General features: G+C 62.5%; 11 protein-coding genes. 8 read left to right on the top strand and 3 right to left on the bottom strand.

Annotated elements, in window-relative coordinates; translation table 11 throughout:
• Positions 1–126 precede the first annotated feature (126 nt).
• Positions 127–1,572, bottom strand: coding sequence for a helix-turn-helix domain-containing protein (locus EJ077_RS25395; protein ID WP_208697210.1), 1,446 nt, complete (start codon positions 1,570–1,572; stop codon positions 127–129).
• A gap of 235 nt (positions 1,573–1,807) precedes the next feature.
• Here EJ077_RS25395 and aceA point away from each other — a divergent pair, with 235 nt between their 5' ends.
• The 3 genes from aceA (at position 1,808) to EJ077_RS25410 (ending at position 4,086) form a co-directional block, all read left to right on the top strand.
• Positions 1,808–3,097, top strand: a complete 1,290-nt coding sequence (gene aceA / locus EJ077_RS25400) for an isocitrate lyase (protein ID WP_208697213.1) — start codon at positions 1,808–1,810, stop codon at positions 3,095–3,097.
• A gap of 62 nt (positions 3,098–3,159) precedes the next feature.
• Positions 3,160–3,402 carry a hypothetical protein gene (locus tag EJ077_RS25405; RefSeq protein ID WP_006202762.1) on the top strand — a complete coding sequence of 81 codons (243 nt, stop codon included), beginning with the start codon at positions 3,160–3,162 and terminating at the stop codon, positions 3,400–3,402.
• A gap of 279 nt (positions 3,403–3,681) precedes the next feature.
• Positions 3,682–4,086 (top strand): response regulator, encoded by a 405-nt coding sequence (locus EJ077_RS25410; protein WP_208697232.1) that lies wholly within the window; start codon positions 3,682–3,684, stop codon positions 4,084–4,086.
• A gap of 72 nt (positions 4,087–4,158) precedes the next feature.
• Here the strand turns inward: EJ077_RS25410 and EJ077_RS25415 are convergent, their stop codons facing one another.
• The gene (locus EJ077_RS25415; protein WP_208697234.1) at positions 4,159–4,875 is read right to left on the bottom strand and encodes an HAD family hydrolase; all 717 of its coding nucleotides are present in this window, start codon (positions 4,873–4,875) and stop codon (positions 4,159–4,161) included.
• A 148-nt stretch (positions 4,876–5,023) separates the two neighbouring features.
• Here EJ077_RS25415 and EJ077_RS25420 point away from each other — a divergent pair, with 148 nt between their 5' ends.
• The 3 genes from EJ077_RS25420 (at position 5,024) to EJ077_RS25430 (ending at position 9,023) form a co-directional block, all read left to right on the top strand.
• Positions 5,024–6,460, top strand: coding sequence for a glutamine synthetase family protein (locus EJ077_RS25420; RefSeq protein ID WP_208697236.1), 1,437 nt, complete (start codon positions 5,024–5,026; stop codon positions 6,458–6,460).
• Positions 6,461–6,466: 6 nt separating this feature from the next.
• Positions 6,467–7,753 (top strand): NAD(P)/FAD-dependent oxidoreductase, encoded by a 1,287-nt coding sequence (locus EJ077_RS25425; RefSeq protein ID WP_208697238.1) that lies wholly within the window; start codon positions 6,467–6,469, stop codon positions 7,751–7,753.
• 385 nt (positions 7,754–8,138) lie between these two features.
• Positions 8,139–9,023, top strand: coding sequence for an SH3 domain-containing protein (locus EJ077_RS25430; RefSeq protein WP_208703130.1), 885 nt, complete (start codon positions 8,139–8,141; stop codon positions 9,021–9,023).
• Positions 9,024–9,042: 19 nt separating this feature from the next.
• Here EJ077_RS25430 and EJ077_RS25435 read toward each other — a convergent pair whose 3' ends face one another.
• A complete protein-coding gene (locus EJ077_RS25435; RefSeq protein ID WP_208697240.1) occupies positions 9,043–9,789 on the bottom strand; it encodes an SDR family oxidoreductase in 747 nt (248 codons plus the stop codon).
• A 309-nt stretch (positions 9,790–10,098) separates the two neighbouring features.
• Here EJ077_RS25435 and zwf point away from each other — a divergent pair, with 309 nt between their 5' ends.
• Positions 10,099–11,571, top strand: a complete 1,473-nt coding sequence (zwf, locus tag EJ077_RS25440; protein WP_208697242.1) for a glucose-6-phosphate dehydrogenase — start codon at positions 10,099–10,101, stop codon at positions 11,569–11,571.
• Positions 11,553–12,269, top strand: coding sequence for a 6-phosphogluconolactonase (gene pgl / locus EJ077_RS25445; RefSeq protein ID WP_208697244.1), 717 nt, complete (start codon positions 11,553–11,555; stop codon positions 12,267–12,269). The genes zwf and pgl overlap by 19 nt, the downstream gene beginning before the upstream one ends.

A 12,269-nucleotide genomic window follows, 5' to 3' on the forward strand; every position in this document is an offset into this window, starting at 1 on the left:
GTCGAGCTTTTGTGGACGGGACGATGCGCAAGGGGCGACAAAAAACCGCCCTGTTCGCGTAACGCAAAGACTTAAGCCGCGGGTGATCCAGAGACCGGCGACGATTGTGGCACCTTTGCTGCAGCATTACTGGAAATCGAACGCGCTCAGGCCGGTCACCATCTCATCGAGGCCCAGCGGTCTGGTCACCGGCGGCTCGGCGCGCGCCAAGCAGCCGACACGCTCGCAAAGCCGGCAGGCCGGGCCGACTGGCGTGGCCGCGATGCCCGCCCCTACCTTTGCGCCGATTGCGGTGCCGGGCAAGGCCGCGCCATAGACGATGTCGTCGCGAAAGCCGATGTCGCAGCCGAGCAGCAGTGCCGTGCGGCGCGGGCGTTCGGAGAATGCGCCTTGCGGCCCCTCCAGCGTACGGGCCATGCACAGGAACTCAGCGCCGTCGGGCATTTCCACCGCCTCGACGAAGATCTGACCGGGCTGGGTGAAAGCGACATGCACGGGCAGCTTGGGACAGCCGCCGCCAAACCGGCTTTGCGGAAAGCCCTGGCTGCCGGCCTTGCGAAAGCGGTTTCCGGCATTGTCGACCTCCAGCATGAAGAAGGGCACGCTGGAAGCACCTGGCCGCTGCAGCATGGTCAGCCGGTTTGCGGCCTGCTCGAAGGAAACGCCAAAGCGCGAGCGCAGGACATCGATGTCGTAGCGTGAGCGAACCGCCGCCGCGTGAAAGGGCTGATAGGGCATCATCAGCGCATGGGCGGCATAGCGGCCGAGTTCGAAGCGGGCAAGGCGGCGCGCCTCGTCCGTAGCCAGCCTCAGCGCCTGAATCTCGCCGGCGATCGCGACCGTCATGCGGATCAGGCAGGCCTCCATCGCGACTTCACGCAACTGGTCGAACGGCGACAGGCGCTCGGACAGGAACAGGCGCTGCGAGTGACGGTCGTAGCGACGGCGCCAGTTCGGCATGGTGGCGACCGGCAGAACCTTGACCACGATCCCGTATTCGCGCTTCAGCCATGCCTTCAAGGCGCCAGACAGGTCGTCGCCGGGATCGAGCACCGAGGTGAACGCCTCGGCCTCTTCCTCGAGCGAGGAAAAATGGTTCGGCCGCCGCTCGAAAATCTCGTGCACCTCGTCGATCGGCAAGCGGGCGCCGGAGAGCGCGGTCGCCCGCCCTTCGCGCGCCAGGAGCTCGTTGAGGTCGGACAGCCGCTCGGCCTGCTCGCGATAGGCGCGGAACAGTTTTATCACCCCGGCGGAGGCATTGGGCGCCGCCTCGGCAAGCTCGATCAGTTCCTGGTCTCCCGGCAGTTCGCCGACAAGCAACGGATCGGAGAATACTTCCTTCAGCGCAGCGACCGAGCCCCTCGCCTCACCCTGCAGCTCATGCGGATCGACCTTGTAGACCGAGGCCAGCTTCAAGATCAGTTGCACCGTCAGCGGCCGCTGGTTGCGCTCGATCAGGTTGAGGTAGGACGGCGAGATGCCGAGCCCCTCGGCCATCGCCGTCTGGGTCAGGCCCTTGGCGTTGCGGATGCGACGAATACGCGGCCCGGCGAAAATCTTCTGATCAGCCATCGGCTATCCTTGACATGAATTTACACGACGTCAGCCGCAATCCCAACTGCTTTCCTTTACAGAATTGACAAATTTACAATGCCTTCCTGTCAAACACAACACAGATTTTCCCTTATGTCAGGCTAATTTTCCGTATTTTTCTGGCTCATTTTGCGCCGCAATGTAAATTCAGTCACATAGAAGCGCCCCTGACAATTGGGGCCTGATCATCTTACAGAACCCTCCGGAGTGACCGATGACTGATTTTTACAACCTTGTTCCCTCGGCGCCTGAAGGTCGCTTCGACGGCATTGAACGCCCCTATTCGCCGGAGGACGTGAAGCGGCTGCGCGGTTCGGTGCAGATCAGGCAGAGCCTTGCCGAAATGGGTGCCAACCGGCTGTGGAAACTCATCCACGAGGAGGACTTCGTCAACGCATTGGGCGCCATGTCCGGCAACCAGGCGATGCAGCAGGTGCGCGCCGGGCTGAAGGCGATCTATCTGTCGGGCTGGCAGGTTGCCGCCGATGCCAACACCGCCTCGGCGATGTATCCGGACCAGTCGCTCTATCCGGCCAATGCGGCGCCCGAACTGGTCAAGCGCATCAACCGTACGCTGCAGCGCGCCGACCAGATCGAGACCTCCGAGGGCAAGGGGCTTTCTGTCGACACCTGGTTCGCGCCGATCGTTGCCGACGCCGAAGCCGGCTTCGGCGGTCCGCTCAATGCCTTCGAGATCATGAAGGCATTCATCGAGGCGGGTGCCGCCGGCGTCCACTATGAGGACCAGCTGGCCTCGGAGAAGAAGTGCGGCCATCTCGGCGGCAAGGTGCTGATCCCAACCGCGGCTCATATCCGCAACCTCAACGCGGCGCGGCTCGCGGCCGACGTGATGGGCACACCCACCCTGGTCGTGGCACGCACCGACGCGGAAGCGGCAAAGCTGCTCACCTCCGATATCGATGAGCGCGACCAGCCCTTCGTCGACTATGATGCCGGCCGCACGGTGGAAGGTTTCTACCAGGTCAGGAACGGCATCGAGCCTTGCATCGCGCGGGCCATTGCCTATGCGCCCCACGCCGACCTGATCTGGTGCGAGACCTCGAAGCCCGACCTGGCCCAGGCCAAGAAATTCGCCGAGGGGGTGCGCAGGCACCATCCGGGCAAGCTGCTGGCCTATAATTGCTCGCCGTCGTTCAACTGGAAGAAGAACCTCGACGACGCGACGATCGCCAAGTTCCAGCGGGAACTGGGCGCCATGGGTTACAAGTTCCAGTTCATCACGCTGGCCGGCTTCCACCAGCTCAACTACGGCATGTTCGAACTCGCCCGCGGCTACAAGGCCCGGCAGATGGCGGCCTATTCCGAGTTGCAGGAAGCGGAATTCGCGGCGGAAGCCAATGGCTACACCGCGACCAAGCACCAGCGGGAGGTCGGCACCGGCTATTTCGACGCCGTCTCGATGGCGATCACCGGGGGCCGGTCGTCGACCACCGCCATGCATGAATCGACCGAGCACGCGCAGTTCAAGCCGGCAGCGGAGTGAGTTCGCAAAAAGACGACCAACAGAGGAAACGCCCGAGAGGGCAAGGACATAGGAGAAGACCAATGGCATCGATAAGCCGCGTCAAGGAACGGGCGGAAGAGCAATCGACAACGATGAGCGTCGACCAGCAGGCGACGATCCGCATGCTGGCCAACGATCTGCACAGGCTGAACCAGTCGGTGATGAAGGCGGTCGAGGCGGGCGTCTCGGTGGAGCTCGTGCGCTCCGCAAGGCACCATGGCGGCGACGGCAATTGGGGCGACCTGCTGATCCCGGTGATCGTCACGCAGCAGAGCCACGGCTGATCGGAAATGGTCCAGCCGGCCCTTTCACCTGCGCAATGTATGCGCAGGTGAATTTTATTTTTACGCAACCAAGCCATGGACAGAGCAGTACAGTACTGTTGCTTGAATCCACTGTTGTGGAGAGCGCCAGCCGGTTCTTTTATTTCAACTTGACATAGGGTCCGATCTCACGCCAATTGTCGCCCAGATTCAACTCTGCATTGAAATAGGGGCGAACTTCTTGGCCGACTTGGGTGCCCCGTGAAACGCGACGGCGAGACCGCAAAACGTGTGAATCTGATGACCCCGGATTCAAGTGCTGAGACGATCCGCGATCTCTCCCGAGTGCTTGTTGTCGGAAAATCGCCGATCAACCGGGTCGTGGTATCGAAGATCGTCGAGCGATCCGGGCTCAGACCAATCTCGGAACCGCCTGATATCGCGGCGAAAACCTTGCGAACGCTGGTTCCGGGAGCGATCGTGCTCGACGGCGGACCCGACAACAAGGATTGCGACAACCTGATGCCCGGCATCGAAACGTTGCGCCAGGCTTCGGGCAAACCGCTTCCTCCCGTGATCCTGCTTTCAACCAAGAACGGCACGCCGGAGAGCCTTGGCCTGGCGAATGTCATCGACGCGGTGGTGGCCAAGCCGATCACACCCGAACGGCTGCAACCGGTGATCGATCGCCTGATCAGCCGCTGAGGCAATTCCGGGAAAGTCGTGCAGCGGTTTTTCCGTCCGGAATTACCAAAAAGCAAATAATCAAAGTCGCGATCAGCCTGGCTTCGCGATGCTTTCTATCAGTTCCGGCAATTGGCCGAGATCCGATATCTGGCGGAAACGCGGCTCGGCGACTGGCGCCTCGACGTGTTCGAGCACCCAGGTCAGTTCGTGTGGCACATGGACACCCCAGCCGCCGGCCTCGATGGCGGGCACCACGTCCGACTTCAGCGAATTGCCGACCATCATGCTCCTTGCCGGGCCATCGCCATGGCGGTTGAAGAGGCGCGCATAGGTCGCGGCGGTTTTGTCGCTGACGATCTCGACGGCGTCGAACAGGTCGCCCAGCCCGGAGCCGGCCAGCTTGCGCTCTTGATCGAACAGATCGCCCTTGGTGATCAGGACGAGGCGGAAGGTGCCGGCGAGTTTCTCGACCGTCTCGCGTGCATGCGGCAACGGCTCGATCGGATGGCGCAGCATCTCGCGGCCGGCGTCGAGAATCTCCGCTATGACCGAGGCCGGCACACGCCCGTCGGTGACCTCGATCGCCGTTTCGATCATCGAGAGCGTGAATCCCTTGATCCCGAAACCATAGATCGCAAGGTTGCGCCTCTCGGCCTCCAACAGCCGCGCCGATATTTGCTTTTCCTCGCCGTGATCGGCCAGCATGGCGGCAAAGCGCTTTTCCGTCGTGCGGAAGAATTGTTCGTTCTGCCAAAGCGTGTCGTCGGCGTCAAAGCCGATCGTGGTCAGTTCGCTGCTGGTTCGCATCGCCGGCTTCTCGAGTGCGGGAAGACATCGAACCTAAGCCGACCGGCAGGCGGTTTTCAACCTGCACCGGCAATTGCCGGCGGCGGCTCCCCTTCCCTTCCATCGCGCGGCACGGCTATACTCCGAAATCCGCAACCCAATCTGGTGAATGATGCCGCCTGCAAAAAAGGAAGTCCGTCCGTCGAGCCGCGGAGGACGGGCGCGCACGCCTGCCTTTGTGAAAAACCTGCGTGGTGTGAAGAACTGGAAGGAAGTCAGCGATTGGCTGGAATGGCGCGGCATCGAGGATATCGAATGCATCACGCCTGATCAGGCCGGCGTGGCGCGCGGCAAGATGATGCCGTCGAAGAAATTCACCTCCAACACCTCACTGGCGCTGCCCTCGGCCGTCTTCATGACGACGATTTCCGGCGGCTATCCAGAGGACGGCAACGGCTTCCACTACCCGGAAGACGACGGCGACCTCAAGCTGATGCCGGACCTGTCGACGCTGACGGTGGTGCCCTGGGAAGAAGACCCGACGGCGGCCGTCATCTGCGACCTCGTCCACCAGGACGGCCGCTCGGTCGAGTTCACGCCGCGCAATGTGCTCAAGCGCGTCATTGCCGCTTACGACAAGCTTGGGCTGAAGCCGGTCGTCGCGCCCGAGATCGAGTTCTACCTTGTGCGCAAGAATCCGGACCCAGACTATCCGTTGACCCCGCCCGTCGGCCGCTCTGGCCGCGCGATCGGCGGCGGCGCCGGCTATTCGATCGCCGGCGTGAACGAGTTCGACGAACTGATCGACGACATCTACCATTTCTCCGAAAGCCAGGGGCTGGAGATCGACACGCTCATCCACGAAGAGGGCGCCGGCCAGCTCGAGATCAATCTGCGCCATGGCGACCCGGTCGAACTTGCCGACCAGGTCTTCATGTTCAAGCGCACCATCCGTGAGGCGGCACTCAAGCACGAGATCTACGCAACCTTCATGGCCAAGCCGATCCAGGGCCAGCCGGGCTCGGCCATGCATATCCACCAGTCGATCATCGACAAGAAGACGGGCAGGAACATCTTTTCGGCCGAGGATGGTTCCGAAACCGAGGATTTCTTCCATTTCATCGGCGGCATGCAGAAGCACGTGCCGAACGCGTTGGTGATGTTTGCGCCCTACGTCAATTCCTATCGTCGGCTGACGCAGGCGGCATCGGCTCCCGTCAACAACAAATGGGGCTACGACAACCGCACCACGGCGTTCCGCGTGCCGCGTTCGGACCCCGCTGCGCGGCGCGTCGAGAACCGCATCCCGTCGTCCGACGCCAATCCCTACCTGGCGCTGGCGGCCTCGCTCGCCTGCGGGCTGATCGGCATCACCCGGAAGATCAAGGCCGAGCCGCCGGTGCTGACGACCGCGAACGCCGACGAGATCGACCTGCCGCGCAGCCTGCTCGAAGCTGTCGACCTGTTCGAAGGCGACGAGGAACTCGGCGCGCTGCTGGGCAAGTCCTTCGCCGCCACCTATGCGGCGATCAAGCGTGCGGAATTCGAAACGTTCATGGAAGTGATCAGTCCGTGGGAGCGGGAATACTTGCTGCTCAACGTCTGACCAGTCATGAACTATCAATCCCCAATTTCTCCCGGCCGCTCCTGGTATGAGGACACTGCCGGCCCACGGCCCGAATATCCGTTGCTTGACGGCGACCGGGACTGCGATGTCGTCATCATCGGCGGCGGGTTTACCGGCCTCTCGGCGGCAACGCATCTCGCCAAGGCTGGGACCAATGTCGTTCTAATCGAGGCGCATCGCTTCGGCGATGGCGCTTCGGGACGCAATGGCGGCCAGCTCGGCACTGGCCAGCGCGCCTGGGCGGAGGATCTCGAGGCCGAATATGGCCTTTCCCGCGCCAAGGCGCTCTTCGACCTTGCCGAGGAGGCGAAGGCGCATCTGCTCGAATTCGCCGCCATCAACCAGATCGATATCGACTACATGCCGGGCCAGCTTTCGGTTGCGCACAAGCCGCGTTATGTCGACGACTACAAGGCGCATGCCGAAATCATGGCCGGCCGTTTCTCGTACCCGCACATCTCATTCATGGATGCGAAGGAGACGGCGGAGCGGCTGGGTTCGAGCGCCTATTTCGGCGGCACGCGCGACACCGGCACCGGCCATATCCACCCGATGAAACTAGTGATCGGCACGGCGCGGGTAGCGGCACAAGCCGGCGCGCACCTGTTCGAAGGGACGCCATCAACCGGCATCATCTCCGCCGGCGGCAAGGTCAGGGTTTCCACGCCCAGAGGTACGGTGACGGCGGAGAAATGCCTGATCGCCGTCAATGCCTATGGTGGAACGCTCGAGCCGGTGAGTGCCGCGCACATCATGCCGATAGGATCCTTCATCGGCGCGACCGTACCGCTGGGGTCGGATTCGAAAGTGTTGCCGGGAGGCGAATCGGTGGATGATTCCCGTTTCGTCGTGCGCTATTTCCGCAAATCCAGGGATGGCCGGCTGCTGTTCGGCGGACGCGAGGTCTATGGCGTCAACGACCCGAAGGATATCCACATCCATATTCGCCGTCAGATCGCGGAGCTCTATCCGGCGCTGAGCGATGTCGAGATCACCCATGGCTGGGGCGGTTATGTCGGCATCACGGTGCCAAGAAAGCCGTTCGTGCGTGAAGTGATGCCGAATGTGATCTCGGCCGGCGGCTATTCGGGTCACGGCGTCATGCTGTCCAACTTCTTCGGCAAACTCTATGCCGAAACCGTCACAGGCAACCGCGACCGGCTGAAGCTGATCGAGGACCTGAAAATTCCGCCCTTTCCCGGCGGTCGCCGGTTCCGGGCGCCGCTGCTTTTCCTCGCGCTCAACTGGTTCGCGCTGCGCGACAGGATTTAATGCGTCGCGCAAAAGTGCCCTCGCCCATGAAGAACGACGAGCATCAAAACAGATCTAAAGTGCGTTGTTATAAGTCCGTTTCGCCGCGACGTGCTTCAGGCAGGGATTGGACGGTCGTTACCTGATGCGATCACGATCTCATGTAATATTGTAATAGCTATTTAACATTTGTTGCCCGGCCGACACATTGCGGAATTGCCGGCGAAGGCGCAGAATCCTCGGTAATGGCGTACTGATGCCACAATCGCGGGCGAAAGGTCCGCATCTGGGCGATTGTTCGGGGATTGTTGCGGGCCTGTCCGCGTTTTGGGACCGATGCTGATCGAACGCATGATTTGCGATTTTTGATCGAAAGAACACCGGCCCGCTTATGGAGGTGGCAAGAGTGAGAGAGCCCTTCAGTTTCGGTGCTCCGGAACGTCGGCGCTTTGCCATGCAGTTCGGCTATGACATGCGCCCGTCATTCTGGCAGGGAGTCCGTTCGAACTCGCACCTGGTCATTGCCGCGGTCGGCACCGCCGCACTGCTTGGCGTTGCCGCGGTGGCGCTCTGGCTGGCATTGCCGACCAGCGAGAGGCAAGCGGCCGCCAGTCCCGAGCAGAGCATTCCGGCCATTCCGGTGAAGACGACGAAAGTTTCGCCCACGGGGACTACGGTCACCGCAGCTGCCGTGACACCGCGGGCGGAGCGCAAGTCCAGCCAGGTCTCACCAATCATGGCATCGGCGGCGGGCAACATACAAGCGCTTGCGGCCAATGATCCCCGCTGGACCGGGGCACAGCCGAAGGCTGCTGCCGCGGCGGCTGATCCTAATCAAGCGACTGCCCCCAGCCAGGTCGCCAAGCAGCCTGAGCCGGCCTCTGACAAAACAGCGGCAGCATTCGCCCAATCGTCTACCGATACCGATGCCACCGACGAGCTTGCCAAGGTTGCAGCGCCGAGCCCGCCCGCGAATAGCAGCAATCCCGATGGCGCGCAGACCGCCGGCATTCCGGAGACGCAGCCGCAAGTACCGGAACAAAAACCCGCGAATGCACAAGGCGAAGATAACGCAGCCAAAGCGAAGCCGCGCAAGGTGGCGGCGGCGGGCAGCGGCCGTATTCTCAGGACTGTCACCATGCGCAGTGCTCCGAAGAAGGGCGCTGCGCCCATCGGCACGGTGCCTGCCCGGACTTCAGTGCAACTGGTGGGCTGCAAGCAGTGGTGCGAGATCGTCTACAACGGCAAGCACGGCTGGGTGTACAAGAGCTACGTCAAGCCCGGCGCGTAACATCCGACGATCGCCGCGTTCAGATGCAGCGCCCGCCATCGACCTCCAGCGCCACGCCGGTGATGAAGGCGGCCTCGTCCGAGGCCAGCCATAGCGCCGCATTGGCGATATCGAGCGGGGTCGACAGCCGCCCGAGCGGGATCGAGGCGCGGAATGTCTCGCGGATTTCGGGTGTGTCGGCGCCCATGAATTTCTCCAACATGCCGGTCTCGCCGGCGACCGGACAGAGACAGTTGACACGAATATTTTTGGGGGCGAGTTCCACTGCCATCGATTTGGTGGCAGTGATCGCCCAGCCCTTCGAGGCATTATACCAGGTGAGGCCGGGCCGTGGCCGCAGGCCCGCGGTGGACGCCGTGGTCAGGATGACGCCGCCGCCCTGCCGCTCCATGATCGGCACGACGGCAAGGGCGGCGTGATAGATCGCCTTCATGTTGACTGATGTGATCAGGTCGAAGGTTTCCTCGTCGACCTTGAGCATGTCGCCATTGCGATGGGTGAACCCGGCATTGTTGACCATGATGTCGATGCGGCCGAAGGCGCTTTTGGCCGCATAGACCATCTCGTCGAACTCGGAGCGCAACGAAACATCGGTCTGCGTCCAGATCGCCGCGTCGCCGATCTCGCCGGCGACGCGTTCCGCCCCCTTGGCGTTGAGATCGGCAACGACGACCCTGGCGCCCTCTTGCGCAAAGCGCTTGGCCATGCCTTCGCCGAAGCCGGATGCCGCACCGGTGATAATGGCGACCTTGTTTTCCAGACGCATGCGTCTAACGCTCCTTGGGTTCATCGCGCAGCCTGCACGAAAGGGCTGACAGCCCGGCCGGCGCCGGCACATACAGCGCCGATTTCTCCCTTAGCTTTCGTCACATTCACGTTCTATGCTGCAAGTGCGAAAGCTTCCGGAGTCTTCGTTCATCGACAAGCCTCCCGGCGGCGCCAGTGTCAAGCGCACAGGTGGATCCAATCGATCTCCAGCGATTGGTCCTCGATGTGACACCATGGCACTGGAAAATTTAAATCGATTAGAATATATCAGCCGCGTACTCGCGACCGGCGTCAAAGCGGACAGACCATGACCAGCCAGATCATCCCCGTCGACCCTTTCGACTTCATCATCTTCGGTGGTACCGGCGACTTGTCGGAGCGCAAGCTGCTGCCGTCGCTCTACTACCGGCAGCGCGACCATCAATTCTCCGAGCCGACGCGCATCATCGGCACGTCGCGCTCGAAAATGAGCGACGAGGAGTTCCGGGCCTTCGCCAAGCAGGCCATTTCGGACCACGTCAAGCCGGGCGATATCGATGCCAAGGAGTTGAAGACCTTCCTGGCACGGCTTTCCTACGTTCCGGCCGATGCGACGAACGGCGCCGGCTTCGACAAGCTGAAAAAGGCGATCGGCGAAAGCGATCACATCCGCGCCTTCTACCTGGCCGTTGCGCCGGCGCTGTTCGGCGATATCTCGCACAAGCTCAAAGAGCACAATCTGATCACGCCGAATTCGCGCATCGTGCTGGAGAAGCCGATCGGCCGCGACTTGGCCTCAGCGCAGGCGCTCAACGACCTGGTCGGCGACGACTTCCACGAAAGCCAGATCTTCCGCATCGACCACTATCTCGGCAAGGAGACGGTGCAGAACCTGATGGCGCTGCGCTTTGCCAATGCGCTCTACGAGCCGCTGTGGAATTCCGCCCATATCGACCACGTGCAGATCACCGTCGCCGAGACCGTCGGCCTGGAAGATCGCGTCACCTATTACGACAAGGCAGGCGCGCTGCGCGACATGGTGCAGAACCACATGCTGCAGCTGCTTTGCCTCGTCGCCATGGAGGCGCCGTCGTCGATGGACGCCGACGCCGTGCGCGACGAGAAGCTGAAGGTGCTGCGGGCGCTGAAGCGCATCAACGGCAACGAGGCGCCCAAGCACACCGTGCGTGGGCAGTATCGTGCCGGTGCGTCGGCCGGCGGGCCGGTGAAAGGTTATGTGGAAGAACTCGGCAAGGACAGCAACACCGAGACCTTCGTCGCCATAAAAGCCGAGATCGGCACCTGGCGCTGGGCCGGTGTTCCCTTCTACCTCAGGACCGGAAAGCGGCTGGCGACCCGGGTTTCGGAAATCGTCATCGAGTTCAAGCCGATCCCGCATTCGATCTTCGGCGACAGCGGCGCAGGACCGATCTTCGCCAACCAGTTGGTCATCCGGCTGCAGCCGGACGAAGGTGTCAAGCAGTTCATCATGATCAAGGATCCAGGCCCGGGCGGCATGCGGCTGCGCCAGATCTCGCTCGACATGAGCTTCGCACAGTCTTTCGACGGCCGCGCGCCGGACGCCTATGAGCGGCTGATCATGGATGTCATCCGTGGCAACCAGACCCTGTTCATGCGTCGCGACGAGGTGGAAGCCGCTTGGAAGTGGATCGACCCGATCCAGAATGCCTGGGAAGGCGCCAAGCAGGAAGCACAGGGCTATACGGCAGGCACATGGGGGCCATCGGCCTCGATAGCGCTGATCGAACGTGACGGGCGGACATGGCACGAGAGCAATTGAACAGCGCCAGCTACAACTGGAACGCCTTTCCCGACCGTCCGCAACTGGCCTCGGCGCTGGCTGCAAAGGTGGCCGATCGCTTAGCGAGGGCGATCGACCGACGCGGCACGGCGTTACTGGCTGTCTCCGGCGGCACGACGCCGGCAAAGTTCTTTGCCGCGCTCTCCGCAGCGCCGATCGCCTGGGACAAGGTGATCGTGACGCTGGTCGACGAACGCTTCGTGCCGGCCTCCTCGCCGCGATCCAATGCCGGGCTGGTTGCCGCAAACCTGCTGCAGAACGCGGCCAAGGCGGCCCGTTTCGTCCCGCTCTACCACGAGGCGGCCGGCATCGAGGATGCCGCGGCTTCCGATGATGCGGCATTGCGATCCCTGCCCTGGCCGCTCGATGTCGTGATCCTCGGCATGGGACCGGACGGCCACACCGCCTCGTTCTTTCCCGACGCCGACGATCTGCCGAGGCTGCTCGACCCGGCGTCCGACAGGATGATCCTGCCCGTCCATGCTAAAAGCGCCGGGGAGCCGCGGCTGACCCTGACGCTCGCCCGTATCATCGATGCGGGTTTCCTCGCCTTGCACATAGAAAGCGAGGACAAGCGCATCGCCTTCGACAACGCTGTCGCGCCCGGACCGCGCAAGCCGATCCGCGCCGTGCTCGACGCATCGCCCAGGCCCGTGGAGGTTTTCTGGGCGCCCTGA

This window comes from Mesorhizobium sp. M8A.F.Ca.ET.057.01.1.1 (assembly GCF_003952565.1).
In the GTDB taxonomy this organism is placed as follows: Bacteria; Pseudomonadota; Alphaproteobacteria; order Rhizobiales; family Rhizobiaceae; genus Mesorhizobium.

Bases quoted from the DNA above. Each gene is read 5' to 3' on its own strand.
- EJ077_RS25395 (WP_208697210.1), bottom strand. From the start codon at position 1,572: ATGGCTGATCAGAAGATTTTCGCCGGGCCGCGTATTCGTCGCATCCGC.
- aceA (WP_208697213.1), top strand. From the start codon at position 1,808: ATGACTGATTTTTACAACCTTGTTCCCTCGGCGCCTGAAGGTCGCTTC.
- EJ077_RS25405 (WP_006202762.1), top strand. From the start codon at position 3,160: ATGGCATCGATAAGCCGCGTCAAGGAACGGGCGGAAGAGCAATCGACA.
- EJ077_RS25410 (WP_208697232.1), top strand. From the start codon at position 3,682: ATGACCCCGGATTCAAGTGCTGAGACGATCCGCGATCTCTCCCGAGTG.
- EJ077_RS25415 (WP_208697234.1), bottom strand. From the start codon at position 4,875: ATGCGAACCAGCAGCGAACTGACCACGATCGGCTTTGACGCCGACGAC.
- EJ077_RS25420 (WP_208697236.1), top strand. From the start codon at position 5,024: ATGATGCCGCCTGCAAAAAAGGAAGTCCGTCCGTCGAGCCGCGGAGGA.
- EJ077_RS25425 (WP_208697238.1), top strand. From the start codon at position 6,467: ATGAACTATCAATCCCCAATTTCTCCCGGCCGCTCCTGGTATGAGGAC.
- EJ077_RS25435 (WP_208697240.1), bottom strand. From the start codon at position 9,789: ATGCGTCTGGAAAACAAGGTCGCCATTATCACCGGTGCGGCATCCGGC.
- zwf (WP_208697242.1), top strand. From the start codon at position 10,099: ATGACCAGCCAGATCATCCCCGTCGACCCTTTCGACTTCATCATCTTC.
- pgl (WP_208697244.1), top strand. From the start codon at position 11,553: ATGGCACGAGAGCAATTGAACAGCGCCAGCTACAACTGGAACGCCTTT.